Here is a 25,736-nt window from a genome sequence, read left to right as displayed (position 1 = left end):
ACACATGCCTGTGAACAAATATTATAGCATAACGGAGCTGACGCGCGAATTCGGTGTCTCGACGCGCACGCTCCGCTTCTACGAAGACGAGGGACTGATCCATCCGGAGCGGCGAGGGCGCACTCGTCTCTTCCGGCCGGCGGACCGACGGCTCATTGGAGAAATCCTGCGCGGACGGCGGATCGGCTTCACCATCGCGGAAATCCGCGAGATCATTCAGGTCTATAAGGAGCCGCCCGGCGAGCTCGGCCAGCTGAAGCTTCTGATGAAGCGCGTCGACGAGAAGCGTGAGGACCTGCGCCAGAAGCGTAAGGACATAGACGACACGCTGACGGAGCTCGACAATATCGAAGAGGCCTGCCTCGGCCGCCTCGCCGAAATCGGCGTTACCACCTGAGACTTGCCGCAAAACGGTTGCCGGTCCTTTATTGCGCCTCGGCACTGCATTCGCTGGCGATCGTCTGAACCCGCTCATCGTTTTGAAGATCGATCTTGCCGGCCTGAAGCGGTATCAGCAGCGCCTGGGCCTGCAATCTGTCGAGCGTGCACTGGCAAAAGCTGCGGCAGAGCGCTTCGCCTTGCTGCATGACGCAAGCGGAGTTGCATTGCCCAAGGTAAGTTTCGACCGGATCCGGCTGCGGCGGCGGGACGACAATGGAAAGTCCGTAAGCGATCGCGATCAGCACCGGCTGATGAATGAGGTAGAAGGCAAGGCTGTGGCGGCCAAGCTTCGCCGGCCACCAGGAGCCTGTGCCGATGGCCGCGAGCCGATGCGGCAGCCTGGTTCTGATGGCGATCAAGGCGATGCTCAAGCCAACGAAAAACGGCGTAGCCCAAGGAAACAGTGGGACGTAATCGTTGGAGCGTTGCGGCGTTTCGGCAAGCCCGATCCAGGCGAGATATCTCGGATCGAAGAAGGATGAGCGGAGCAGGCCCGGTGTGCCGAAGTTGTCGAGGATCCAGGCGCCAAGGAGCGCGACGGTGACGAGGAGCGTCAAGGCGAGCGGCAATCTGACAAAAACGATGCCGATGAGCGTGAGTACCGCGATGCAATGCAGGATGCCGAAATAGATCCAGGTGTCCGGGATTGCAATGCGGGTGGCGACCGAGATGACCGCGGCGGCCCCAGCTATCATGCCGAAACGTTTCCAGAAGGACGGCCAGCGAATCGTCGGCGTGCTGGAGAGCACCAAGCTGACGCCGACGATGAAGAGAAAGGTCGTGGCGATCGCCCGGGCATAGATCTTCAGCCAGCCGGTCTCGGCCGTGCCCGGCGCCAGATAGGCCATGAACTCCATGTCCCAGGTGAAATGGTAGCTCGCCATGGCGATCAGCGCGACGCCGCGCGCCGTATCCAATAGACCGATGCGCGGCGGTTTTGCCACCGCATCGGCGTGCATTGCCGGCATGGTCATCAAAGTCCCCTGGTCGAATCATTTCCGTCGTTCGACGGCGTGTCGCGGCGAATAGCAGAAAGGTGGAGATTTGATGGCGGGCCTGCATCCATGATCGCCAGCCGCGCCTCCGAAAAGAACTGTCGCCGGGTCAGCACGAAGATGACGGTCGCCGTCGTCAGCATGAAGACGTAAGGATTGATGAACCAGCCGAGATAGCCGATCGACAGGAAGATTGCCCTGAGACCCTCGTTGAAATTGCTGCCGGCGATGACATTCATGCGGATGACGCGCTCGGCGGCCCGCTCGGCGGCGATGATGTCGCTCTCGGCATCGCGCATCATCGGGATGGAGCCGAAAAGGATGGTGCAGTAATTGAACAGCCGATAGGACCAGCCGAACTTGAAGAAGGCATAGCCGAAAAGCGCCGCCAGTCCGCCGACCTTCATCTCGAAGGCGGCATGGCCGCCATGGAGCACGAAGGGCAGGTCGGCAAAGACGGCGTCGACCTTCTCGGTTGCGCCGAGCAGCGCGAAGCAGCTGCCGATCGCGAAGATCGAGGTCGAGGCGAAAAAGGCCGTGCCGTTCTGCAAGCCGGCCATGATCTGTGTGTCGATCATCTTCAGGTCGCGGCGTAGCGAATTGTAGATCCACTCGCGGCGCCGTTCGGTCATCGCATGCGTCAGACTGGTGCGGCCGAAGAAGGTGCGGCCCTTGAGCAGCCAGGAATAGCCCATCCAGACACAGGCAAAGAAGGCCAGAGCAATGTAGTCCGCCGTCGTCATCAGTGATTCAGTCTCCGCATGAAGTGCGGCCACCTTACATATGCATCGAAATGCTGCAATGACCGGAAGGCCGGGCCGCCGGATTTCGGCGCCTGGCGTGTCCGAAAGCACGCTGCAACGCTCTGTATCGATACATCGTACTTTCCGAAAAGCGATTCTGATATTCCGGCCGATGCGCTGAAACAGGACTATTTCGGGCCGGCTCGGCTCGAGCTTTGAATCCTGTTCCAAATTAAATAGTTAGCGCATGATACTGTCCGAAACTGCTGCCGCTTTTCGGCATCGTACTCCGGGTGTATGGTCCCGGGAATGTCGCATCGGCTGCAGGCGATGTCGGTGGCCCGCGCGGGTTTGAAACCGACCTTGCTTAAGCTTACAACTTCATATTCAAAAGGCGCATCCATGTTTCTTTCGGTATTCGACGTGTTCAAGATCGGTGTCGGGCCGTCGAGCTCGCACACCATGGGTCCGATGTCGGCTGCCAACCGGTTTCTCGATCTGATCCTGTCGAATGAATGGCCACGCCCTTCATCGGGCGCGCAGGTCGCCGCGATCAAGGTCAGCCTGCATGGTTCGCTCGCTCATACCGGAATCGGCCATGGAACGGGCAGGGCCGTCATTCTCGGACTGATGGGTGAGGCGCCGGACAGTGTCGATCCCGACAGGATGGACGGCATCATCGATACCGTCGAACGCACCGGACGCATCACCCCTGCAGACCATCCGGCCTACCAGTTCCAGCCGAAGACCGACCTGATCTTCGACAAGAAACAGCCGCTGCCGGGCCATGCCAACGGCATGATCTTTTCGGCGTTTGACAAGGACGGCCGGCTGCTCCTCAAGCGCATCTATTATTCGGTTGGCGGCGGCTTCGTCGTTACCGACACCGAGCTGGAACAGATGCGGGCGAAGAAGAATGCCACGGGCGGCGTGCGCGTCCCCTATCCCTTCTCGACCGCCAAACAGATGCTGGAGATGGCGGAGCGCTCCGGGCTTTCGATCGCGCAGATGAAGCGGGCGAACGAGGAGAGCCAGCGCAGCCAAGAGGAGCTCGATCAGGGGCTCGACCGCATCTGGGAAGCGATGCGCTCCTGCATCGAGCGCGGCCTCAAGGTCGAGGGCGTCATGCCCGGCGGCCTTAACGTCAAGCGCCGCGCCCGCCGCATTCACGACAAGCTGCAGGAGGAGTGGCGTAGCAATCGCGTCAATCCGCTGCTTGCCAATGATTGGCTCAGCGTCTATGCGATGGCCGTCAACGAGGAGAATGCCGCCGGCGGGCGCGTCGTCACCGCGCCGACCAATGGCGCGGCGGGCGTCATTCCGGCAACGATCCGTTATTATGAGCATTTCCACGAGGACTGGGACCAGAACGGCATCCGCGACTACCTGCTGACGGCAGCGGCGATCGGCGGCATCATCAAGCACAATGCGTCGATCTCTGGCGCCGAGGTCGGCTGTCAGGGCGAGGTCGGCTCGGCCGCGGCGATGGCGGCTGCAGGCCTTGCAGCCGTAATGGGCGGCACGCCGGAGCAGATCGAGAATGCCGCCGAGATCGCGCTCGAACATCATCTCGGCATGACCTGCGATCCTGTCGCAGGCCTCGTGCAGGTTCCCTGTATCGAGCGCAATGCGCTCGGCGCCGTCAAAGCCGTCACCGCGGCTTCGCTCGCCGTCAAAGGTGATGGTCAGCATTTCGTGCCGCTTGACGCCTGTATCGAGACGATGCGCCAGACTGGCCACGACATGAGCGAGAAATACAAGGAAACCTCGACCGGCGGCCTGGCTGTCAACGTCGTCGAATGCTGAGCGTGCGGACTCCTTCGCTTCACACTTGACGCCCGCCGCCAAAAGGATTTGAACGGCGGCATGGCATTGCATCTCATCAAACTCTGTGTCGGCGCCGACTCGATCGAGGACCTGCGCGAATGGGTGGCGGAGCGCTCGCTGCGCGCCATTGCCGCCGGGCTCGAACCGCATTCGGTTCACACCACGCGCATGGTGCCCAAACGCATGGAGGAGCTTCTTGACGGCGGCTCGCTCTATTGGGTGATCAAGGGGCAGGTGCAGGCGAGGCAGAGGCTGCTCGACATCGAGACGTTCACAGACGATGAAGGGATTTCACGCTGCCGTCTGATGCTCGGCCCGGAGGTCATCGAAACCGCGGTGCAGCCGAAGCGGTCTTTTCAGGGCTGGCGCTACTACACGCAGGATGACGTGCCGCCCGATCTGACGAGCTTGGGCGCCGGGATCGCCGAAATGCCCGCGGAACTGCGCCGCGAACTGACAGATCTCGGCCTGCTCTAATTCTATCGCCCAAGATACCGGTTTCGGACGACGGCATGCGGATTTCAGCGCAGACGCAGTTGCACCGGCGCGTTGCCGTCCGGCGACGTCACATGCAGATGAATGCGGGCTTCCGGCTGCGAATAGCGCCAGGCGCGGGCGCCATGGCAAAGCAGCAGATTGATGAGATCCCGGGTCTTGGCAGACTTCGCCCTCGGCCGTTGCAGACCGATTTCGGCAAGTCGCAGCGCCGCTTCGTGCAGCGGATGCAGGGATGAACGCCCTTTGGCCCCGCCGCGGCGGTCGCCTGGCATTCCCGGAACATTCTCATTGATCGCCATAGTTTTCCCCGTACGCACTACTGATCGAGTTCAAACCGATAGCCGGAAACGCAAACACCGATTCCGGCCGTTCCAGATGCCGCCGGCCTTGTCGCAGGCGGCACCGAATAGCTCATTGTGCTGCCGCCCAGCACTTGATGCCGGCCTTCTTCAAGGCCTTGCAGGCGTTGACCGCATCGCGCTGATCGTCAAAGCCGCCGAAGCGGGCGCGGTAGACCTGGTCGTTGCCTGCGCCGTAGGCGACGGCGAAGGGCTTTGCCGAGGCCAGCGCCTTGCCGCCCTTGCTCTTCGCGCTCTCCAGGAGGTCCATGGCCATCTGCCGGCTCGGCGAGACGCCGACCTGGACGACCCAGCCCGCAGGCGCGGCACTTGCCGGGGTGGCGTTGGTCGAAGCGGTCGTGACGTGGTCGACGGCGGCGTTGTCCTGTGCAGCCGGTGCGACGACCGGAGCCTGCTGCTTGAAGCTCGTGGTCTTGACCTTGGTCGCAGCCGGCATCGTCTGGGCAACCAGCGGGTTCTCGGATTTCGGCGCCGATGTTTCGGTATAGGCGACTTCGGCCTCGGCCACCTGATAACGGGCATCCGGCAGCGGGCCCTTATGCGGCAGGCTGAGATCGGCGGCAGCGGCAGAAATGGGCGGCTGCGTCGCAGTGATCGTTTTTGCGACCTGTTCCGGGGCGACCTGCTGCCGGGCCTTCTGCGGCTGAACCGGAGCGGGCGTTTCGATCATTTCAGGGGCAGGGGCTGCCTGGGCCACCAGCGCCGAATTTCCGCCGCGGCTCGACGCCTTCGGCAGGTAGGTGGCGATCAGATTGCGCATCTGGGCATCGCGAGCCGGGCCGGACGTGCCGCCGAGCACGACGCTGACGATCGACTTGCCGTCGACCTGTACCGAACTCACCAGGTTGAAGCCGGCGGCGCGCGTATAACCAGTCTTGATACCGTCGACGCCGCGCACGGAGCCGACCAGCCGGTTGTGGCTGCGGATCGTGCGGGTGCCGAACTTGAAGGCGCGGGTGGAGAAATAACCGTAATATTGCGGGAAATGCTGGCGAAGGGCGATGCCGAGGCGGGCCTGGTCGCGCGCTGTCGTCATCTGCGCCGTGTTCGGCAGGCCGTTGGCGTTGCGATAGGTGGTGCGCGTCATGCCGAGTGCATGCGCCTTGGCAGTCATCATCTGGGCGAAGCGGTCTTCGCTGCCGCCGAGCATCTCGCCAAGCGCGGTTGCCGCATCATTGGCCGACAGGGTGACGAGACCGAGGATGCCCTGCTCGACGGTGATGGAGCCGCCTGCGCGCACGCCAAGCTTGGTCGGCGCCTGGGCGGCCGCGTGAGCGGAGAAGGGAACCGGCGTATCGAGGCGGATGCGACCCTGCTCCAAGGCCTCGAAGGTCATATAAAGGGTCATCATCTTGGTCAGCGAGGCGGGATATTGCAGCCGATCGGCATTCTCGCTGTAGAGAACGTTGCCGGTCTTGGCGTCGACGACGATGCCCGCATATTTCGGATTGGCCGCCTCCGCGTCGGCATTGACCGAATCAACCAGGACGACCGTGAGAGCCATCGAAAGGATCGCCAGGAGCTTTGCGAAAAAGCTGCCGGACCGGGACGATGATACGGAGGAGACTGACCTTGACACTATTCCACTCTTCGCTTTGCATTTCAGATATTGGGCGGGAACCGCACACGCCCGCCGCACAGCTCGTCTTTTGAGATTACCGATTCAGCGTTACCAATCCGTTTATGATGAATCGTTTCATGCCTTCTCCGGCGGCATTTTAGGGACCTGTCACAGAACGGTTCACAAGACGCGGCTCCACAAAGAGGCGGATCGCGGCATCAATATGTTCCCAGTCGGCGAGATGGCTGCTGGAGAAGCGGTAGAGGACGCTGAGATCCTTGCCGACCTTGATGTCGCGCTGACAATCTCCGCTTGCGGCCTTGTCCTGAGTTGAAGGCAATATGCAGCGCACGACGTAGTCCGGCCCGCCTTTGACCGGTGCCGTGAGCAGCACTTCTCCGCCATAACCGGCGTCGGCGCGAAGTCGATGGAGGGTCAATCCGTCCCGGAACGGCTCGGCTGCTCCTTCGATCAGATGCGAATAGATCGGCTCCAGCCGGCCGGACATGTCGCGCGACATGGTGCTCTGAGTGATTTGCAGGAAGATGAGGCTGGAGGATTGGGCGATGTCGTCGAATCGCAGATGGTTGTCCTTGCCGTAACCCTGCATGGAGGGCCAGGCGAGGTAGAGATCGACGCGTTCGGCGGCGCCGTCATGCCTCTGGCTCGGGAAGCGTATGGTATTTTCGGGGAATTTCACGGTGTCGCGGCCGATGGTCAGCGTGATTTCTGTCGTGCTGTCGGTATTGCCGGCAAGGGAGATGTGCCGGCCGAACCAACGGCCGGCGATGCTGATGGCGACGGTCAGGACCGCCAGGACTGATATCACCGCCATCGTGCGCAGCAGAAACCTCATGGAAAGAAGCGGCTGCTCGTCGGGTGCGCTTTGGGCGGCTTGGCTCATGGCGGTTCTTCGCGTTTCGGTCCGCCGCAGGAAGAACATGAGCCGCCGGTGCCGATGATGAATCTGATCGCCATCATCGAACCGGCAGGGTTAATACTTCGCTAAGATTTGGGTCGCACCGGGATGGACCCTTGTCCCAAAAAGGAGCGAGCCGTTCCCGGGACAGCGGGAACGGCTCTTGGGCACCGGTCGGGGACGGGATGCGGGGACTGACCGGGCCGAAACCTGTGCCGGCTTTGCCGGCGGGCTGGCTTACCTGACGCTGCCGACCGCGACAGCGCGGCCGTCCTGAAGCTTCGACCAGCGGGCCGGATCGGTGGCGGATTGGCGCTTCAGATAGGTGTATTCGGTGTCCGACCACAGCAGCACCTTGTTGCGCATGTTGTCGAGAATGAAGTCGCCGTGATCGGTGCGGACCGTCAGCACGGCATGACCTTCGCCGTTCGGCTGCAGCACGACAGTGATCAGCGTGTCGGATGGCGAGAAGCCGTCCTCGATCAGCATCTTGCGCTTCAGCAGGGCATAGTCCTCGCAATCGCCGACGGTTGTGGGATATGCCCAGCGTTCCTCGACACCGTAGATCTGTTCGTCCGTCTCCGGCTGGATCGACGAATTGACCGTGTAGTTGATTTTGAGAATTTCCTTCCAGCGATCCTCCGTGAGGACGGCCGGCCCGGCATCGCCGCCGGCATAGGTGCATTCCGCCGGATTGGCCTTGCAGAATTCATAGTGTCCGATCGGCGGGCTGGCATTGCCCGCCAGTGCCATGCTGGCGGGCGTTGCATGTCCCGAGCTCGCCATTGCCATCATGATCGCACTGGCCAGAAGGCCGCCTTTCAGGATGTTCGCAGTTGTCATTGCCGTCTCCCCTAAGTTGAGACGACAATGACATGGACGTTTTTATCCCACGCAAAATTACGCAATAGAATTAAATGCTTAGTTGAATCAAATGCCGATAAAACTTGGCTCGAATGCGAATAAAATTCAGCGCGTATTTGTGTCGAAATCGATTAAAATTGCAGTGGACGCGACAAGGACTTCGCCCAGGGAAAGCCTGCGTTGCCGTTGCGTCGTTAAGAGTTTTCGCTGAGCCGGATAAAAGCCGGCGCCGCCGCGGCGGGATGCTTGCGGTGGCGATGCCGGTGGAATCGGCCGGTTGGAACGGGCCGAAAGCAGAATATCGCTCGGATTCCGGGGTTCGGCATTAAAATTATTTTTGAGGAAAATCGCGAAATCGATCGGTGGCGGCGACGATTGCCGCACTCATATCGGGGTTTGCAGTGGAATGGGAAGCGTGCGGAAGGATTACGAGCTCGCTTTCCGGCCCGCCGTGCAGGACGAGCGCCGTCCGCCCATCGGGTTGCCGCAGGCTTCCCAATAGATCAGGTTGCCGTCGCCCGCATCGAGCAGGCCGTGATCATAGGGTTCGATTTCCGGGTAGAGGGCTGGCATCGGTGCACCTGCGGTCGAGGCGGGCCTTATCCATCATGTTCATGACGAAGGGAAGATGGACGGCGGACGGAAATTCCTCGATGCAAGATCCTGCCTAATTTCGCGCGGCCGCTTCCGCCCGATCGGTGTCGCAGCTTGTTCCACTCATAATTCTACCTGATTTACTGGTTGGAACGACTTGCGACAGGATTTCGCGCCAGCCTTCCAAAGCCGGATCTGCCGCCGCTTGCAGATCGCTTGCCGTGGTGCTTCCCGCTTTCAACACGACTCGACCCGGTGCGCCCCGGACCTGGCACGCGCTTTCGAAGCAATCGGCCACGAATTTGATCCGCTGCAAGACGACGCGATTTTTTCAGGTTGTCAGAGGAATTCGCGCAGTGTCTCGCGGGACTGGATCGACAAGAATTCGATCGCCACGCCTTCGACGAAGTGACGCACGACGCGGCCGCGCATGTTACCGAGGCGCACCGCCGTTCCGATCGAGGGACGCATCTCGACATCGATGGCGGCGCCCGACAGCGACAGGTCCATGATGCGGCAGGTATAGCGCGTGCCATCCTCGAGCGTGAGTTCGGTCTTTGTATCACGCGGCGTCAGACGGTCGTGGCGACGATCTTCCGGCAGGCCGAGCTCGTGCTTGTTGGCAAGCCAGGTGAGCTGGGCAGCGAGCTTCTCGCGCTTGCGCTCGGTGGCATTGATCGACATGGTAAAGCCGCGGCCGTCGAGCGTCTGGACATAACCTTCGACGCGCCCGAGATGGTCGATATAGGCGACGACGCGTTCGTTGGCGCGCGGCCGGCCGGTGCAGGTGACGTACATATCGCCGGGCGACATGTCGATCACCATGCATTCGAATTCCTCGTAATTCGCAAGCATCAGCCGGCCCTGCATATTGATCGGCACGCGCTGGAAAACGCCTTGTTCAGGGCGCGGCGCAGGTCGTTGCGTCTGAGCTGGCTGGAACGAGTGCATCAAAGGGCTTCTTCATTAAAACTGGAGAGAATAATCCTTACCTCCAATCCATTAACAGAAGGTTGTTTCGCCTTATTGTGACATGGCCGAAAACGAGTGCGCGCCTTGTCCTGAAACGAGACGCTCAACGCGCCTCGGCACTCAGCAGCTGTGACACCATGCGGCGCATGGCCTGGCCGAATCCGATGCCTTTTGCCGCGACGACCTCGTTGATCGAGCGCAGTTCGGCTGGCGCGGCCTTGCTGAATTTTTCGGGCAGCAGACGGCTGCGGTCGAGCGCCAGGAATTCCAGCGGCACGATTTCCAGCCAGCTCGCAGCCGCCGTCGGTGCGATCGCGCCGAGCAGCCGGTCGCAGGCGCCATCCGGCGAGCGCAGCGGCATCATGATGATCTCGAAGGAGGCCTGATGACCGACGGTGCTGTAGCCGGTGGTGTTGAACAGGGCCGGCATGGCATGGTTCATGACGCCCATCGCCGTGCGTTCAATGTCCGCATGCTGGCCATGCGCCCAAAGCGACGAAAAACGTTCACCGCGCAGGTCGCGCCCGAAGAAATCGCAGATGCGGGTGCCTGCGAGCCGGAAAACGATGTCTCCGCCGTCGCGCGTCTCAAGGATGAAGAGACTTTGCAGAAGATGGGGAACGGCAGAGGGTTCGACCTGTGATTTCAGCGGCGCATCGGCAGCGCCGCGGATACGGTTCCAATAGTCAAAAATTTCGATGGTCGTTTGCACACGCATTTCACACCAACCTGTCCCATTCCGGAGCATTTTCGGGCAGTCATTGCCCGTACAGCTTCTACCTTGCGGATTTCATGCCAGATCCAGGCCGTTAAGGTTAAGAAAGGGTTTCGGTTGAGGCGCGACGTCTGTCGTGACAATGTCCAGCCATCGCTTCGACTTTCGGAGTTCAGCACGATCTGCCGATCCTGGGTCTTTTCAGGAATTCGGGTTACGCCGCCCGGCACTACGGGCGGCTTTTTTTTTGACAGGCGCTCCTGTATGGCTGAGGCCCTCAACGAGGCGATAAAGATGAACGAGCAGACGGGCGAGCCAGACAAGACGCCCGAACTTTCCGAGGCGCGGCCGCCGGCGCGGCCCCCCCGCGTGCCGGTCTTCAACCTTCCGCCGGCGCTGCTCTTCAGCCTTTGTCTGCTCATCCTTATCTATGCGGTGCAGGCGCTCGTTCTCTCGGACGATGCAGTGGGCTGGCTGCTGTTTACCTTCGGTTTCGTCCCCGCTCGCTACGTGATTCCGTTGTCGCAGCAGGGGCTGGAGCTGTTCTGGACGCCCGTTACCTATTCGCTGCTGCACGGCAGCACCCAGCATATCCTCTTCAATGCCTTCTGGCTGATGGCCTTCGGCGCGCCGGTCGTGCGCCGCATCGGCACGTTACGGTTCCTGTTCTTCTGGATCTTGTCCGCCGTCGCTTCCGCCGCCCTGCATGCGATCCTCAATTGGGGAGACGTATCGCTGCTGATCGGCGCATCGGGCGTCATTTCCGGGCTGATGGGGGCTGCCTGCCGATTCGCCTTTCCGGCCGATCGGCGACCGATGCCGGTGGCGCATCTCAACGCCCGGCTTTCCATCATTGACGCCCTGAAGAGCCGGACCGTCGTCATTTTCATGCTTCTCTGGCTGGTCGGCAACGCGCTCATCGCCGCCGGCATTCCGCTCGTCGGCGACAGCGACCAGGAGATCGCCTGGGACGCGCATATCGGCGGCTTCGTCTTCGGCTTCCTTTTGTTTTCGCTGTTTGACCGGGCGCCACGGCCGCCTGCAGAACCGGCGGGAACGGAGAAGGATATGTTGCAATCCTAAGCCGGGCAGTGCACCATCGAACGATCCGCGATTGGGGGGAGCAACCGCCGCGGATGCCTGTGACACACGTCACAGGCTCGACATAGGAGGTTCGAATGACCAGTTCAGTCAAAGCAATCCTCGACCTGAAGGGCAGGGACGTCATCACCGCCGGGCCGAACACCACTGTCGCCGAGGCGGCCGCCATTCTGAGCAAGAAGAAGATCGGCGCTATCGTCGTCGTCGGCATGGAGAACCGGATTTCGGGCATGTTCACCGAGCGCGATCTGGTGCATGCCATCGCCAAGCACGGCAAGGATGGCCTCGATCAGCCGCTCTCTCAGCTCATGACTTCAAAGGTCTACCGCTGCCACGAGGAGACGACCGTCAACGAGTTGATGGAACTGATGACCAGCCGCCGCTTCCGCCACGTGCCGGTGGAAAGCAACGGCAAGCTTGCCGGCATCATCTCGATCGGCGACGTGGTGAAATCCCGGATCGCCGAAGTTGAGCGCGAGGCCGAGGACATCAAGGCCTATATCGCCGGCTGAAGTTTCGGTTTTTTGAATGATGCCGTCGTCCCAGCCGCCGTCGCGGGACGACGCCTCACGGAGGGCTGGCGTAGACTTCCTGCATGCGCTTGATCTCGGGAAGCCTGGCTCTCGCTTCCTCATAGCCGCGTTCGATCGCCTCGCCTGCGCGGTGGAATTCCGAAAGGCCGATATAGCTCAGGCGTGGCTGCAGTGAAATATCGGGCGGATCGCCGGCAAGGCGGGCGCGGGCAATCCTGTCCTGGATGATGTTGAAAGCCTGCACCATGACTCCGGTCATGCCGAGGCGGGCATAGGGCGCCTCTTCCTGTTTCTGCAATTCCTGCTGCGAGAGGCTGGCATTGTGCCGGACGACCGCCGAGCGGCCGTAGAGATCGTAGTTGAGATTGACGGCGACCACCAGCGGCTGCTCATAGGCGCGGCAGACAGAGACGGGAACCGGATTGACGAGCGCGCCGTCGACCAGAGTGCGGTGATTGCTGCGGACCGGCTCGAAGATACCGGGCAGCGCATAGGAGGCACGCAGCGCCGTGATCAGCGAACCATTGGCGATCCAGACCTCGTGGCCGGTATTGACCTCGGCGGCGACCGCGACGAACGGCCGGTCCAGATCCTCGACGTTCAGGCCCTCGAGATGCTCCTGCATACGCTTGGTCAGCCGCATGCCGCCGAACAGGCCGCTGCCGCCGATCGTCAGATCGAGCAGACTGGCGATGCGGCGCATGGTCAGCGAGCGCGCGAAGCTTTCGAGTTCATCGAGCTTGCCGGCGAGATAACAGCCGCCGACCAGCGCGCCGATCGATGTCCCGGCGATCATGCCGATTTCGATTTTCGCTTCGTCGAGGGCGCGCAACACGCCGATATGGGCCCAGCCGCGGGCGGCGCCGCCGCCAAGCGCGAGTGCGATCTTGATTTTGTTGACAGGCGCGGGCGCAGGGATCGTCTCGAGTATCGTCGACATGCCGGAACCGGAGCCTTCGCCTTCAGCGCTTTGACGGTGCAGACTCCAATTCAGCATTGCGCTCTCCCCTCCAGCAGAACACGTATGTCACGATAGTGTGCCCGATCGGTTGCCAAAAGGTATATAGAACCGGTTTCTGGCACAATAAGGGGCAAATGCGGGGACTTTCAGTCTATTTTCCGTAGACCTCGTGCGGATCGAAATGACGCTCGTCGTCGACAATGTCGAGCATCGGCTTTCCGTCGCGCAGCGTCACCGTCCGATAGAAGCAGGAACGGCGGCCGGTGTGACAGGTGGCGTCATGGCCGGCGACCTCGACCTTCAACCAGATGGCGTCCTGGTCGCAATCGGTTCGAATTTCCTTCACCGTCTGAAGATTGCCCGAGGTCTCGCCCTTTTTCCAGATCTTGCCACGCGACCGGCTGAAATAATGGGCCGTGCCCGTCTGGATGGTCAGCGCCAGGGCCTGGGCGTTCATATGCGCCACCATCAGCAGTTCGCCATCGCCGGCGTCGGTGACGATCGCGGTGATCAGGCCGCGGTCGTCGAAACGCGGCGTGAAATCGCCGGCGTCTTCCAACGCCGACTTGTCCTCGGATGGTTGATTGAAGATCAGTTGACTCATTTCGGCCCTCCTGAGGGAGCCGGTATCAGCGGCTCCGCACCATGCTCATGAAACGGGCCTGATCGGCCGGTTCGGTCTTGAACGTTCCGGTAAACGTCGTGGTCAAGGTGGTCGAACCCTGCTTCTGAACGCCACGCATCGCCATGCACATATGTTCGGCCTCGATCAGTACGGCAACACCCCGCGGATTGAGCGTATCGTCGATGGCCCGGGCAATCTGGGCCGTCATCGTTTCCTGGGTCTGCAGGCGCCGGCCATAAATCTCGACGACACGAGCAATCTTCGACAGGCCGAGGACGCGGCCATCAGGCATGTAGGCGACGTGGGCCTTGCCGATGATCGGCACCATATGGTGTTCGCAATGCGAGTAGAACGGAATGTCCTTGACAAGGACCATGTCGTCGTAACCGGCGACTTCCTCGAAGGTTCGGCCAAGCACATCCTCCGGCGCCATGTCGTAACCGGCAAAAAGCTCGCGGTACGCTTTGGCGACACGGGCTGGCGTCTCGATGAGGCCTTCGCGCGTCGGATCGTCACCGGCCCAGCGCAACAGAACGCGAACGGCTTCCTCGGCCTCCTGCTGGGAAGGGCGGTCCGAGTCGCGGTTCGGCTGCGGAAAGTTCTTTACGATGGCGTCCATGATCAATGGTCTCCTGGCCCGCGTCGCGGACCCATCTGTCGGAATCGCCACTGGTCAGTCCCATGCGGGAATTCATGCACCTTTGGCAGGCTCCGGGGCTTTCAGGGCTAATTCAAGCGCCCATCCGGCACGGTTTCCCAATCAAACTTACACAAGGCCATTGCATTTTCATGGCCTTGGAACGACATACATATAGGAAGACGGCCATTATATGTAAGTATCCTCAGATGACACGGTGTGTTTTTTGTTTCAACGACAATGACAGCCCGATCTAGGCCGATCCGCAGCGATTTTGGAGCGGAAATCCAGCATGGACGACATCTACAACAGCAAAATCCTCGAATTCGCCGGCAATATTCCGTTGACCGGGACGCTTGATGATGCCGATGCGACCGCCCAGGCGCACTCCAGGCTTTGCGGCTCAAAGGTGCGGATCTGGCTGAAGATGGATGGCGATGTCGTGACCGGTTTTTCCCATGACGTGAAGGCCTGTGCGCTCGGCCAGGCCTCGTCCTCGATCATGGCCCGCCATGTTGTCGGCGCGACATCGGGCGAATTGCGGCAGGCGCGTCTGGACATGCTCGCCATGCTGAAGGCGGATGGGGCAGGGCCCGGCGGACGGTTCGAAGACATGCGTTATCTCCTGCCCGTGCGGGACTACAAGGCCCGCCATGCTTCGACGATGCTGACCTTCGACGCGGTCGTCGACGCGATCGGGCAGATCGAGGCGAAACAGGCGGAAGTTGTCGAGGCGTAACCGAGATGTGCGAGTTCTGCGTCCGGCAGGCTGACGATGAGGACGATGGCGGCGCGGCCGGATCGAGACGGCCGATCGAAAAATCCGCACGCTGCTCCCGCAATTATAGCGGGCCGTTCCGCAAGACCCCGGACCGCCTGCTCGGCATGGGGCTTATCCGTCTCTATCAGCTGACGCTTTCCGGCTTTGTCGGCAACTCCTGCCGCCATATCCCGACCTGTTCGGAATATGGTTACGAGTCGATCGCCCGTCACGGATTATGGGCTGGCGGCTGGATGACGCTGTTTCGCGTCGGCCGCTGCGGTCCGGGCGGCACCAGCGGCCTCGACCCGGTGCCTGAGACACTCGGCAACGATTTTCGCTGGTGGACCCCATGGCGCTATCTCGCCCTTGGACGCAAGAATGGGTGAACGCAGTGACGATGCTCAGCGAACATCATTGTGTTTCGGAGGTCAGGGCAGCGATGATGCGAGAGGCGCGGTCACTGTTCGGTGACTACGACTGCGAGGAGGAGAGCGAGTGGCCATGAGCATGTTTGTCGCCCTCCTGCACAGCATCGTGCTCTCGCCCGACCGCCGGGTGATCATGGAAGACTTGCGCGCGCTTGCCAGAGAACTCGGCTATCGCGAGCCGCGCACGCTGGTTTCAACGGGCAATCTGGTTTTCGAGGCCGACCAAATACGTCCGCATGAACTCGAGGTCGCGCTGGAAGAGGGTTTCGAAGAGAAGTTCGGCAAACATGTCGATATCATCGTGCGCAGCGACTGCACCTGGATGGCGCTCTGCGGCACCAATCCCTTCCGGGACGGCAGCGGAGACCAGGTGATCGTCCGGGTGATGCGCCTGCCGATCGATCCTGAGAAGGTGGAGGCGCTGAAACCGCTGATGGCGGAAGGGCAACGCCTCGCCGTCGTCGGCGGCGATCTCTGGATCGATTTCGCCGGCAAACCGAGCCAATCGAAACTGCTTTCGGCGCTGACGACCAAGCGCCTCGGCGTCGGAACCATGCGCAACTGGAACACCGTTTGCGGTCTTGCGCAGATGATCATGTGAGCCGGCTGCTTCTTTACTCCCGGGCGAAATCTGAGTATCAGGCGGCAGCGCATCGAACAAAGAGAAGCGCTGTCGTTGCAACCACCCGCATTCGTTGGCGGGACTGGACAAGGAGAATTTCGATGTCTGAAGTCATTTCCCTAACATTCCCTGATGGTTCCATGCGCAGCTTCCCGGCTGGCGCCACCGGCCGGGATGTCGCCGAATCCATTTCCAAGTCGCTCGCCAAGAGCGCCGTCGCCATTGCGATCGACGGCGGCGTGCGCGACCTTTCCGATGCCGTTACCGACGGCAAGATCGAGATCATTACCCGCAAGGACCCGCGCGCGCTGGAACTCATCCGCCATGACGCCGCGCACGTGATGGCCGAAGCCGTGCAGGAGCTTTGGCCCGGCACGCAGGTAACGATCGGTCCCGTCATCGAGAACGGCTTCTATTACGACTTTGCCAAGAACGAACCCTTCACGCCCGACGATCTGCCGAAGATCGAAAAGAAGATGAAGGAAATCATCGCCCGCAACGCGCCGTTCACCAAGCAGATCTGGTCGCGTGAAAAGGCCAAGGAAGTCTTCGCCGCCAAGGGCGAACAGTACAAGGTCGAGCTCGTCGATGCGATCCCGGAAGGGCAGGATCTGAAGATCTACAACCAGGGCGAATGGTTCGACCTTTGCCGCGGCCCGCATATGGCCTCCACCGGCCAGGTCGGCACCGCCTTCAAGCTGATGAAGGTCGCCGGCGCCTACTGGCGCGGCGACAGCAACAACGCCATGCTGTCTCGCATCTACGGCACGGCATGGGCAGACCAGGCCGATCTCGACAACTACCTGCATATGCTGGCCGAAGCCGAGAAGCGCGACCATCGCAAGCTCGGCCGCGAGATGGACCTCTTCCACTTCCAGGAGGAAGGCCCGGGCGTCGTCTTCTGGCATGGCAAGGGCTGGCGCATCTTCCAGACGCTCGTCGCCTATATGCGCCGCCGACTCGCTGTTGATTATGAAGAAGTCAACGCGCCGCAGGTGCTCGACACCTCGCTTTGGGAAACGTCGGGTCACTGGGGCTGGTATCAGGAGAACATGTTCGCCGTGAAATCGGCGCATGCGATGACGCATCCGGAAGACAAGGAGGCTGATAACCGCGTCTTTGCGCTGAAGCCGATGAACTGCCCCGGTCATGTGCAGATCTTCAAGCATGGCCTGAAGTCCTATCGCGAACTGCCGATCCGTCTGGCGGAATTCGGTCTCGTGCATCGCTACGAGCCTTCGGGCGCACTGCATGGCCTGATGCGGGTGCGCGGCTTCACGCAGGACGACGCGCACATCTTCTGCACGGACGAGCAGATGGCGGCCGAATGCCTGAAGATCAACGATCTCATCCTGTCGGTCTACGAAGACTTCGGCTTCAAGGAAATCGTCGTCAAGCTTTCCACCCGGCCGGAAAAGCGCGTCGGCTCCGATGCTCTCTGGGATCGCGCCGAAGCCGTCATGACCGATGTCCTGAAGACGATCGAGGCGCAGTCCGAGGGCCGCATCAAGACCGGCATCCTGCCGGGGGAGGGCGCCTTCTACGGGCCGAAGTTCGAATATACGCTGAAGGACGCGATCGGCCGCGAATGGCAGTGCGGCACGACGCAGGTCGACTTCAACCTGCCGGAACGCTTCGGCGCCTTCTACATCGACAGCAACTCCGAAAAGACGCAGCCAGTGATGATCCACCGCGCCATCTGCGGCTCGATGGAGCGGTTCCTCGGCATCCTCATCGAGAACTTCGCCGGTCACATGCCGCTCTGGGTATCGCCGCTGCAGGTGGTGGTCGCAACGATCACTTCCGAAGCTGACGCCTATGGGCTTGAAGTCGCCGAGGCGCTGCGCGATGCCGGCCTCAACGTCGAGACCGACTTCCGCAACGAGAAGATCAACTACAAGATCCGCGAGCACTCGGTCACCAAGGTTCCTGTCATCATCGTCTGCGGCAGGAAGGAGGCCGAGGAGCGCACGGTCAACATCCGCCGCCTCGGCAGCCAGGACCAGGTTTCGATGGAGCTTGACGCCGCCGTCGAGAGCCTCATGCTCGAGGCGACGCCGCCCGACGTCCGTCGCAAGGCCGAGGCAAAGAAAGTCAAGGCGGCCTGAAAATAGGGGGAATACGACAGCGCCGATTTCGGCGCTGTCGGAAATGTCTTTCGCGAGGGGCAGCCACTCGTGCGCCTCCCGTCTCCACTTCCAAATCTTCCTGCCAATGAATGAAATGCGCGCCTAGTCTAGCGGTATCGGCCGATGCGTAGATCCAAAATGGTAGGGTCGTTGCACGTCTGATCAGACGCGCGGCGCTGCAGAACGCCGGCCGATCGGCTTGATCGCTGGTACGCCGCAGAAGCGTGCCCGGCAGAATCAATCCAGGCTGGCGCCGTCGCCGCCGCCCTGCGGCACGAGCTGTTCGTAGGAGGGCAGAGGCTCCTCCGGAGCCGGCTGGACACCCGGGGGCGGCGGCGTGCCGGCCGGCGCCTGCTGCACCGTGCGGGCCGCCGGGCTCTCGGGCTGTTGCGGCTGCTGGTCCTTCATCAGAACTTCGACATCGGTATTGCGGCCGGCAACCACTGTAAAATCGCGCTGATAGATCTTGTCCTTGTTGCGGGCGACGGCCGAGTATTCGCCTTCGGCAAGGACCATGGTCGGGAAGGCGCTGACGCTTTCGCCGACACTGTCGCCGGCTGCCGTCAGGATCGACCAGGCGGTGTCGGCGATCGCCTCGCCGCCGGCTTCGGAGACCAGCTTGAAGGTCATCTGGGCGGCGCGGTGCTGGATCGTTGCCTCTGTGAGCTTGCCGGCCTCGACCTGGATGTCCGCGCGGATGACGGCGTTGACGCTGCCATATTCGGAAACGACGTGATAGGTGCCGGCATTGAGGCGCACGACAGTGTTCGGCGAGACATCGGCCACGACGAGGCCGCGCTCACCGTCGTCGCGCACTTCCGAGGAATAGATCGAGAAACTCAACTGGTCGGGGCGGATGCGGGCATCGGTGCCGGAGACGGCGTTGAGCAGCAAGCCGCCGGCATCGAGGACCATCACCTGCTTGTCGACCTCGCCGTCAGCGGGCACGGTCAACTTCTTTGTGACGCCGGCGCGGCCGAAGGAGACATTGACGAAATAATCGCCCGGCGCGAGTTGGAAGGCAGCGGGTCCGCCCTTGGCGCTGGCGATCAGCGGCAGCTTGCCGTCGGTGCCAGCGATCGGGCTGAAGACATACCAGGAAAGCCCATCCTCGACAGGCGTACCGTCGGCCGTCAGCTTGGCTTCCATTTCGATGTCGCGCAGCTTGGCTCCTTCGGGCGCGGTGCCGGGCGCAATGAAGGCGTTGAGCTTCGGCATCTTCGATGTCGAATCGAGCTGTTTGAAGTCCTTGAAGGCATCCTGCGCACCGGCGCCGACGGGCATCAATACCATCAGCGCGATGGCGAGGCCGATGCGTGCAAGAGGCGAAATGCCAAACATCTGTTTCGTGAACCGATTGACTTCTGAAATCGCAAAGGCCACTTCAAGACCAACGCGATGGCAAATTCAAGACCCACGCTTTGCAGCAGCATAAAAATGAAAGTTTCTCCCGCATGAAATCCGATATCAAGCTGATCGATTACCTCGCCGTGCGTCGTTCGATCCCCGCTTTCCAGATGTGCGAACCCGGCCCCGAAAAAGCCGAGATCGAAGAGATCCTGCGGCTTGCTTCGCGTGTTCCCGACCACGGCAAGATCGCCCCTTGGCGCTTCATCGTCTATCGCGGAGATGAGCGTGCGCGCCTCGGCGAGGAGCTTCTCAAACTGGCGCTCGAGACCAAGCCGGAGCTTTCCGAAGAGATGATCCAGGTCGAGCGCACCCGCTTCACCCGAGCGCCGGTCGTCGTCGCCGTCGTCAGCAAGGCGGGGCCGCATATCAAGATCCCGGAATGGGAGCAGCTGATGTCGGCGGGCGCACTCTGCCTCAATGTCATTCTCGCCGCCAATGCCAGCGGCTACGTCGCCAACTGGCTGACGGAATGGTTCGCCTATGACCAGCGCGCCTATCCGCTGCTCGGCCTCGAGTCCGGCGAAAAGGTGGCTGGCTTCATCCATATCGGCTCAACGACATTTCCGGCGATCGAACGGCCGCGGCCGGAGCTTGCCGATACCGTGACCTGGGTCGGCGGAGCGGACTGATGTTCTACACCACCGACAGCAATCGACACGGGCTCGCACATGATCCCTTCAAGGCGATCGTATCGCCGCGGCCGATCGGCTGGATCGGCAGCAAGGGCAGGGACGGCTCGGTCAATCTTGCTCCCTATTCCTTTTTCAACGCCGTTGCCGACCGGCCGAAACTGGTGATGTTTTCCTCCGCCGGTCGCAAGGACAGCCAGCGCAATGCGGCGGAGACCGGCGCCTTCACCTGCAATTTCGTCAGCCGCGATCTCGCTGAAAAGATGAATCGCTCCTCGGCGGCGCTGCCTTACGGCAACAGCGAATTCGATTTCGCCGGGCTGACGCCGAGACAGTCCGAACTGATCGACGCGCCCTATGTCGGTGAGGCATATGCCGTGCTCGAATGCAGGGTCACCGAGATCATCGAGCCGAAGACATTATCGGGTGCGCCGTCCGAAAACATTCTCGTCTTCGGCGAGGTGGTCGGCATCCATATCGACGAGGCGATCGTCAGGGACGGCCGCCTCGACATGTCGATCGCCCGGCCCGTCGCGCGCATGGGCTACATGGACTACAGCGAAGGCAGCGATGTTTTCGAGATGTTCCGGCCGCAGATGCCAAAGGTCTGAGCGCAAAGCATACAAAGGCTTAAGAAATATGGTGAACCAATCTTAAACCTTTTGTCGCTACGGTCACAGCATTGAATGGAACGCGTAAGGAATCGCGTTCAAGTGCTGAGGCATCGCGTGATCGTAGAAGCTTTCCTTCGTTGGATAGAAACTGCCAAGACCGGCGACCGGGCCAGGGCCGCGAATGCGCTCGGTCGAGCCTATCTGCAATCCGAGATGAGCGGCGAGGAGCGGGCGGCAGCCGAGATGGCGATGACCTTTCTTCTCGATGACCCGTCGCCGCGTGTGCGGCTTGCGCTGGCCGAGGCGATCGCCTGGTCGCCCGACGCGCCGCGCAGCCTGATCCTTTCGCTTGCCGCGGACCAGCCCGAGGTTGCCTGCCACGCCGTCACCTGTTCGCCGCTTCTTAGCGACGCCGATCTCGTCGACCTCGCCGCACGCGGCAGCGGCGCCACCCGCATGCTGATTGCGGCCAGGGCCTATGTCACGCGCCCGGTCTCGGCTGCACTCGCGGAGGTCGGCGATGAAGACGAATTGCTCTGCCTGCTCGAAAACGACGGCGCGGCCATCTCCGGCCAGTCGTTGAAGCGCATCGCCGAGCGGCTTGGCGATTGTTGTGATATCCGCAACCTGCTGCTCGACCGCAGCGATCTTCCGGCCGATGCCCGCCAGCTGCTCACCCAGCATGTCAGCAATGCGCTGGTCGGCCTGCCGCTGGCGCAGGCGGCGATCGGCCTGCAGCGGCTCCAGCGCATCAGCCGCGAGGCGACCGAGGCAGCCATCGTTTCGATCGCCGGGGATATTGCGCCGCGGGAGATACCGGATCTCGTCGAGCATCTGCGCCTCAACGGCCGGCTGACGCCGTCCTTGCTAATGCATGCGCTCTGCGCTGGTAAGCTGGACTTTTTCGCTGCTGCGATCGTCGATCTGACGGCGTGCAGCGAGCGAAGGGTGCGCTCGATCCTGGCAACCGGGCGCATGCATGCCGTGCGCGCCCTCTACGAATCCGTCGGCCTGCCGAGGGATATCAGCGTGATCTTCGTCGAGGCGACGCTTCTGTGGCGCGAGGCCGCTCGAAAAGCCCCGGGCAGCGTGCTGGGCACCGTCGGCGGCCGTCTTCTCGAAAAATTCCGCCATCACCATGGCGCACACGGCGCGGCCGGAGAACTGCTCGACATGGTGGAAAAGCTTCACGTCGCCGAACAGCGACAATCGGCCCGTGTCTATGCGGCGCTTGCGGCGGCCTAGTCGTTCAGCCGGGTCACTACCCAGGAATAGCTGGCGGATACGAAATGCACGGGTTTGGACAGCGTCTCCTTGACGTCACGGCCGGATGGCAGATGTGAACGGACCTGGCCGGCGATGTTTTCAGCAAAGCTGGCGAGTCCTGTTGGTTCTTCAGGTGCCGCAGGAGCGGCGTCGCCCGCGGCGGCAGGCAAGGGCGCCGGTTTCGGGGGTGCGGCGGCGGCAAGCGCTTTCGGCGCCTCGCACACGGCGATCACCGAGGGATAGCTGACATTGGCATAGGCCTTGAGCCGGCGTTCGGCTTCGGCATCGCAAGCGGTAACGGTCTCCCAGCGCTTGTCGACCGTCGCGACATAGCTGCATTGGCTGACGGAATCGTCGCAACCGAGAATGGTCATTGCGATGAGCACCGCTTGCATATTCTGCCTCCTTGGCTATTGAACCCTGAGATCGCCTTAGACGGCCCAATTCCAACCGAAAGAAGGCGAAGGCATTAACTCTTCGTCAGGTCAGCAAAAATTTGCGCCTCCCGCAAACATTGGAAACTAGCATGTCCGTCACCATCGCCCAGGAGCCGCCGCGCCAGGACGGCGTCATCCGCCTTCTCGATCTCTCCGACGCCTATGCAGCGTCGCTCTATCCCGCGGAGAGCAACCACCTGGTCGACCTCTCCTTGCTGGAGAAACCTTCGGTAAGCTTCTTCGTCGCCCGCAATGAGGGGGCGATCGTCGGGTGCTGCGCGCTGGTCGAGGCCGGCGACGGCACGGCGGAGATCAAGCGCATGTTCGTTGACCCGCAGGCGAGGGGATTGAGGATTGCGAGCGGATTGATGAATGCGCTGGAGGCGATCGCGAGGGAAAAGCGGCTGACGGCAGTCCGGCTCGAGACCGGCATCTATCAGCCGGAGGCGATCGCCCTCTATCGCAAATACGGATATCGGGAGATCGAGGCTTTCGGCACCTATCTACCGGATCCGCTCAGCCTGTTCATGGAAAAGCGGCTGGGATAGCGGTCTTTGAAGACAGGTCAGCCTTCGGCGACGCGCGGGACCGGCTTCGCCGGCGGTGCCTGCTCGTCGATGACGATCGGCGGTATCGTCTCGTTGCTCTCGGCGTTGCGGGCCTCGTGGATCCATTCGCGCCAGATGGCGACGATCAGCGCCATTAGCACCGGGCCGATGAACAGGCCGAGAAAGCCCATCGTCTTGACGCCGCCGACAAGGCCGAAAAAGGTCGGCAGGAAGGGCAGCTTGATCGGGCCGCCCACGAGCTTCGGCCGCAGCGTCTTGTCGACGATGAAAAGCTCGACAGTGCCCCAGACGAACAGGCCGACGCCGGCGACATGCGAGCCGCTCGCCAGGAGATAGATGGAAACCAGCGTGAAGGAGAGCGGCGCACCGCCGGGTATCAGGGCCATCACCCCCGTGAGCACGCCGAGCGTTACCGGAGACGGCACGCCGGCGATCCAATAAGCCACACCGAGCACGATGCCTTCGCCGATTGCAATCAGCGTCATGCCCATGACGGTGGAGCTGATCGTTGCCGGAACGACGCGGGAAATGCGTTCCCAGCGGTTCGGCAGGATGCGCTCGCCCAGCATGTCGATCTGCTTGGAGAAGGAGAAGCCGTCGCGATAGACGAAGAACAGCGCGATCAGCATGAAGAGCAGCGTCAGGAGAAGATGGAAAGCGCCGCCGCCGGCTGCCAGCACGGCGCGATAGATGTTGCCGATATTGGCGCCGCTAACCGCCTGGATGACCTCACCCAAGGCGCCGGGACTGCCGATATATTTTGTCCAGATCTCATCGAGATAGGCGCCTGCCCAAGGCAGTGCGACGATCCAGTCCGGCGTCGGGGCGCCGGCGCGGTTGGCGTGGATCGCCCAGGCGACCCAATTGCGCACTTCGCCTGTCGTATAGGTGATCGCAAGCACGATCGGGATGACCAGGAAAGTGACGATCATGATGATGGCGATGGTCGCCGCGACCGTGGTATTGCCGCCGACGCGGGCAAGCAGCTTGCGATAGAGCGGCCAGCTGGCGAAGCCGATGACCAGGGCTGCAAGCACCGGCACGAGGAAGCCGTAGAAGAAATACACGCCGGCGGCGGCGACCAGCACCAGCAGCCAGCGCGCCGCCGAAATGGAGGGAATCAGCGGTGTGCGTGTCGGCGCCGATGACCCCAGCCATCGCGGCTCATGATTGGTTTTCTGACGGTTGAACACACCCACGCGCGCCTCTTCTTATTCTTGTACTCTGGTTATGGGCCATGAACCCGGCGGTTTCAAGGTCCGCGCCGCGAAAGCCGATATAAAGCATCACTGTTCGGCCGTCAGACGCGGCGTCTTACTGCCGCGGGCGGCTGAGAACCTTGAAGGCGTAGAATTGCGTCTTCTGGTGGGTCGAGAAATTATTGTCGGAGCCGAGGATGAGGACGTCGGTACCGTCCTTGGCCTTTCCGAGCGACATCGCCTCGATATTGTCCGGGACGAGACCGATTGCCCTGAGATCGAGAACCTGGCTCTTGCGGGCGGGGACCACACGCTGGTCGCTCTTGGCGAGGGAGGCGATGGCGGATACGGCAGTGGCGTCGGCGAGATCGACCATCATGATCTTGATGTTATTGCCGAAACCTTCGGCATAGCTGCGCTCGACGGCGAGCAGGCGGTGATCGTCAAGCGCAAGCATTTCCGACATGCCGTTGTCATTGCCGCCGTCGGCCTTGGTGGCGGCCTGCGGGATCGGCGAGATCGGATAGACATACTCAGCCTTCGGCTCGCCCGTTGCGCCGTCATAGCGGATGATGCGCGACAGGCTGCCCGTCGTCAGTGACGGCTTCGGCCCATCCTGGTAGAGGGCGGCTTCGACGCCGACGAAAACATCAAACGAGGGTGCGACGGCGAGATCCTCGAAAGCGAGGTTGTCGCGGATGCCGGCCGACTTGTCGATGGTCGGAGCAAAGCCCTCGGGCAGCTTGAACTCGCGTACGAATGAACCGTCCGGCGTCGTGACGCGGATGAAGGGCGGCAGCAGCACCTTGGCGTCGCCTTCGCTGCCCCAGTAGATGCCGTCCTTGCCGAGACGGATCGATTCCGGGTCGACGGTCTTGGCGGCGAAGAGTTCACCGGTCTTGTTTTTCAGCGTCACATGCTTGACGGCGGAAACGCCCTTGAGGCCCGACGCATCGACATCGATGTCGAGTTCATAGAAGCGGGCGGGTGCCCTGTCCGAACGGTCGTCACTGATGGCGATATAGTGGCCGGTGGCGGCATCGAAATCGAGGCCTGATATGCCGCCGAATTCGACGCCGTTTTCCATGTGCCCCGTGGATATGATGAATTCACCGAGATAGGAGAGCGAAATGCCGGCGGCGCAATCGCCGAAGGGGCAGGCGCTTTCGAAGGTGGCGCCGATGTCGGTGGCGCTGGCGGTGACGGTGCTGGACAGGAGAACGAAAGCGGCGGTCGCAGCAAAACGCTTGGTCATGGCAAAATCCGGCAAAGGTTGAAAACGGCTCGAACCGGCGCAGGCGCCATTCCCGGGGGAGGTCCGCGCG

Annotated in this window: 28 protein-coding genes and 1 pseudogene; 13 read left to right on the top strand and 16 right to left on the bottom strand. The window is 61.7% G+C overall.

The features are described from left to right. Positions 1–4: 4 nt before the first annotated feature. A complete protein-coding gene (locus HJC00_RS28030) occupies positions 5–397 on the top strand; it encodes a MerR family DNA-binding transcriptional regulator (RefSeq protein ID WP_011425479.1) in 393 nt (130 codons plus the stop codon). A gap of 28 nt (positions 398–425) precedes the next feature. On the opposite strand, the gene HJC00_RS28025 is transcribed toward HJC00_RS28030, so the two are convergent. Further along, positions 426–1,415, bottom strand: coding sequence for a heparan-alpha-glucosaminide N-acetyltransferase (locus HJC00_RS28025; RefSeq protein ID WP_221164975.1), 990 nt, complete (start codon positions 1,413–1,415; stop codon positions 426–428). Continuing rightward, entirely contained in the window at positions 1,415–2,179 is a 765-nt protein-coding gene (locus HJC00_RS28020) for a DUF599 domain-containing protein (protein ID WP_210631226.1), read from the bottom strand. Before HJC00_RS28020 ends, HJC00_RS28025 begins: the two co-directional genes overlap by 1 nt. A 402-nt stretch (positions 2,180–2,581) precedes the next feature. On the opposite strand from HJC00_RS28020, the gene HJC00_RS28015 reads away from it, so the two are divergent. Both HJC00_RS28015 and HJC00_RS28010 read left to right on the top strand, forming a co-directional pair. Beyond that, complete coding sequence (locus tag HJC00_RS28015; protein WP_210631227.1) at positions 2,582–3,985, top strand: L-serine ammonia-lyase; 1,404 nt, start codon at positions 2,582–2,584, stop codon at positions 3,983–3,985. A 60-nt stretch (positions 3,986–4,045) separates the two neighbouring features. Next, positions 4,046–4,483 (top strand): DUF1489 family protein, encoded by a 438-nt coding sequence (locus HJC00_RS28010; RefSeq protein WP_221164974.1) that lies wholly within the window; start codon positions 4,046–4,048, stop codon positions 4,481–4,483. A gap of 44 nt (positions 4,484–4,527) precedes the next feature. Here HJC00_RS28010 and HJC00_RS28005 read toward each other — a convergent pair whose 3' ends face one another. The 7 genes and pseudogenes from HJC00_RS28005 to HJC00_RS27975 form a co-directional block, all read right to left on the bottom strand. Continuing rightward, the gene (locus tag HJC00_RS28005) at positions 4,528–4,803 is read right to left on the bottom strand and encodes a hypothetical protein (protein ID WP_210631229.1); all 276 of its coding nucleotides are present in this window, start codon (positions 4,801–4,803) and stop codon (positions 4,528–4,530) included. 112 nt (positions 4,804–4,915) lie between these two features. After that, on the bottom strand, positions 4,916–6,442 hold the full coding sequence (locus HJC00_RS28000; protein ID WP_221156435.1) for a D-alanyl-D-alanine carboxypeptidase: 1,527 nt from the start codon (positions 6,440–6,442) through the stop codon (positions 4,916–4,918). A 139-nt stretch (positions 6,443–6,581) separates the two neighbouring features. Continuing rightward, positions 6,582–7,367: a hypothetical protein gene (locus HJC00_RS27995; protein ID WP_210631231.1), complete on the bottom strand. Its 786-nt coding sequence runs from the start codon at positions 7,365–7,367 to the stop codon at positions 6,582–6,584. Positions 7,368–7,580: 213 nt separating this feature from the next. Beyond that, complete coding sequence (locus tag HJC00_RS27990) at positions 7,581–8,186, bottom strand: transglutaminase-like cysteine peptidase (RefSeq protein ID WP_221156433.1); 606 nt, start codon at positions 8,184–8,186, stop codon at positions 7,581–7,583. 457 nt (positions 8,187–8,643) lie between these two features. After that, positions 8,644–8,780, bottom strand: a pseudogene (locus HJC00_RS27985) (prolyl aminopeptidase); the annotation flags it as partial. Between the two features lie 360 nt (positions 8,781–9,140). Next, positions 9,141–9,752, bottom strand: a complete 612-nt coding sequence (locus HJC00_RS27980; RefSeq protein WP_210631233.1) for a PilZ domain-containing protein — start codon at positions 9,750–9,752, stop codon at positions 9,141–9,143. 124 nt (positions 9,753–9,876) lie between these two features. Then, the gene (locus HJC00_RS27975; RefSeq protein WP_210631234.1) at positions 9,877–10,521 is read right to left on the bottom strand and encodes a PAS domain-containing protein; all 645 of its coding nucleotides are present in this window, start codon (positions 10,519–10,521) and stop codon (positions 9,877–9,879) included. 261 nt (positions 10,522–10,782) lie between these two features. Between HJC00_RS27975 and HJC00_RS27970 the strand changes: the two genes are divergently transcribed. Together HJC00_RS27970 and HJC00_RS27965 are read left to right on the top strand one after the other, a co-directional pair. Beyond that, positions 10,783–11,571 (top strand): rhomboid family intramembrane serine protease, encoded by a 789-nt coding sequence (locus tag HJC00_RS27970; protein ID WP_210631623.1) that lies wholly within the window; start codon positions 10,783–10,785, stop codon positions 11,569–11,571. 95 nt (positions 11,572–11,666) lie between these two features. Then, a complete protein-coding gene (locus HJC00_RS27965) occupies positions 11,667–12,101 on the top strand; it encodes a CBS domain-containing protein (RefSeq protein WP_210631235.1) in 435 nt (144 codons plus the stop codon). A gap of 55 nt (positions 12,102–12,156) precedes the next feature. On the opposite strand, the gene HJC00_RS27960 is transcribed toward HJC00_RS27965, so the two are convergent. The 3 genes from HJC00_RS27960 to folE all read right to left on the bottom strand — a co-directional run bounded on the left by HJC00_RS27960 (position 12,157) and on the right by folE (position 14,327). Continuing rightward, positions 12,157–13,119 carry a patatin-like phospholipase family protein gene (locus HJC00_RS27960; protein ID WP_210631236.1) on the bottom strand — a complete coding sequence of 321 codons (963 nt, stop codon included), beginning with the start codon at positions 13,117–13,119 and terminating at the stop codon, positions 12,157–12,159. A gap of 115 nt (positions 13,120–13,234) precedes the next feature. Further along, positions 13,235–13,687 carry a phosphoribosyl-AMP cyclohydrolase gene (gene hisI / locus HJC00_RS27955; RefSeq protein ID WP_210631237.1) on the bottom strand — a complete coding sequence of 151 codons (453 nt, stop codon included), beginning with the start codon at positions 13,685–13,687 and terminating at the stop codon, positions 13,235–13,237. A gap of 25 nt (positions 13,688–13,712) precedes the next feature. Next, a complete protein-coding gene (folE, locus tag HJC00_RS27950) occupies positions 13,713–14,327 on the bottom strand; it encodes a GTP cyclohydrolase I FolE (RefSeq protein WP_064802729.1) in 615 nt (204 codons plus the stop codon). A gap of 310 nt (positions 14,328–14,637) precedes the next feature. Here folE and HJC00_RS27945 point away from each other — a divergent pair, with 310 nt between their 5' ends. The 4 genes from HJC00_RS27945 to thrS all read left to right on the top strand — a co-directional run bounded on the left by HJC00_RS27945 (position 14,638) and on the right by thrS (position 18,266). Next, the gene (locus tag HJC00_RS27945) at positions 14,638–15,084 is read left to right on the top strand and encodes an iron-sulfur cluster assembly scaffold protein (RefSeq protein ID WP_210631238.1); all 447 of its coding nucleotides are present in this window, start codon (positions 14,638–14,640) and stop codon (positions 15,082–15,084) included. Between the two features lie 5 nt (positions 15,085–15,089). Next, positions 15,090–15,494 carry a membrane protein insertion efficiency factor YidD gene (yidD, locus tag HJC00_RS27940; protein ID WP_221147719.1) on the top strand — a complete coding sequence of 135 codons (405 nt, stop codon included), beginning with the start codon at positions 15,090–15,092 and terminating at the stop codon, positions 15,492–15,494. 115 nt (positions 15,495–15,609) lie between these two features. Continuing rightward, positions 15,610–16,137, top strand: a complete 528-nt coding sequence (locus HJC00_RS27935; protein WP_210631240.1) for a DUF1697 domain-containing protein — start codon at positions 15,610–15,612, stop codon at positions 16,135–16,137. A gap of 122 nt (positions 16,138–16,259) precedes the next feature. Next, positions 16,260–18,266, top strand: a complete 2,007-nt coding sequence (thrS, locus tag HJC00_RS27930) for a threonine--tRNA ligase (protein WP_221147718.1) — start codon at positions 16,260–16,262, stop codon at positions 18,264–18,266. Between the two features lie 258 nt (positions 18,267–18,524). Here the strand turns inward: thrS and HJC00_RS27925 are convergent, their stop codons facing one another. Further along, positions 18,525–19,628 carry a hypothetical protein gene (locus HJC00_RS27925; RefSeq protein WP_221164973.1) on the bottom strand — a complete coding sequence of 368 codons (1,104 nt, stop codon included), beginning with the start codon at positions 19,626–19,628 and terminating at the stop codon, positions 18,525–18,527. 113 nt (positions 19,629–19,741) lie between these two features. Between HJC00_RS27925 and HJC00_RS27920 the strand changes: the two genes are divergently transcribed. The 3 genes from HJC00_RS27920 to HJC00_RS27910 all read left to right on the top strand — a co-directional run bounded on the left by HJC00_RS27920 (position 19,742) and on the right by HJC00_RS27910 (position 22,185). Next, a complete protein-coding gene (locus tag HJC00_RS27920) occupies positions 19,742–20,326 on the top strand; it encodes a nitroreductase (protein WP_210631243.1) in 585 nt (194 codons plus the stop codon). Continuing rightward, positions 20,326–20,937 (top strand): flavin reductase family protein, encoded by a 612-nt coding sequence (locus HJC00_RS27915; RefSeq protein WP_221164972.1) that lies wholly within the window; start codon positions 20,326–20,328, stop codon positions 20,935–20,937. Before HJC00_RS27920 ends, HJC00_RS27915 begins: the two co-directional genes overlap by 1 nt. A 102-nt stretch (positions 20,938–21,039) precedes the next feature. Continuing rightward, positions 21,040–22,185 (top strand): DUF2336 domain-containing protein, encoded by a 1,146-nt coding sequence (locus tag HJC00_RS27910; RefSeq protein WP_221164971.1) that lies wholly within the window; start codon positions 21,040–21,042, stop codon positions 22,183–22,185. Here the strand turns inward: HJC00_RS27910 and HJC00_RS27905 are convergent. After that, on the bottom strand, positions 22,182–22,601 hold the full coding sequence (locus HJC00_RS27905; RefSeq protein ID WP_221164970.1) for a hypothetical protein: 420 nt from the start codon (positions 22,599–22,601) through the stop codon (positions 22,182–22,184). The two genes, HJC00_RS27910 and HJC00_RS27905, sit on opposite strands and share 4 nt — an antisense overlap. Before the next feature lie 131 nt (positions 22,602–22,732). Between HJC00_RS27905 and HJC00_RS27900 the strand changes: the two genes are divergently transcribed. Beyond that, positions 22,733–23,191: a GNAT family N-acetyltransferase gene (locus HJC00_RS27900; RefSeq protein ID WP_221147715.1), complete on the top strand. Its 459-nt coding sequence runs from the start codon at positions 22,733–22,735 to the stop codon at positions 23,189–23,191. Positions 23,192–23,208: 17 nt separating this feature from the next. Here the strand turns inward: HJC00_RS27900 and HJC00_RS27895 are convergent, their stop codons facing one another. Continuing rightward, positions 23,209–24,411 (bottom strand): AI-2E family transporter, encoded by a 1,203-nt coding sequence (locus HJC00_RS27895; RefSeq protein ID WP_210631248.1) that lies wholly within the window; start codon positions 24,409–24,411, stop codon positions 23,209–23,211. Positions 24,412–24,526: 115 nt separating this feature from the next. Further along, entirely contained in the window at positions 24,527–25,666 is a 1,140-nt protein-coding gene (locus HJC00_RS27890; RefSeq protein ID WP_221164969.1) for an esterase-like activity of phytase family protein, read from the bottom strand. Positions 25,667–25,736: the final 70 nt, after the last annotated feature.

This window comes from Rhizobium sp. NLR22b (assembly GCF_019685295.1).
In the GTDB taxonomy this organism is placed as follows: Bacteria; Pseudomonadota; Alphaproteobacteria; order Rhizobiales; family Rhizobiaceae; genus Rhizobium.
The sequence above is the reverse complement of the archived record's forward strand: the minus strand, read 5'-3'. Positions and strand labels throughout refer to the sequence as shown.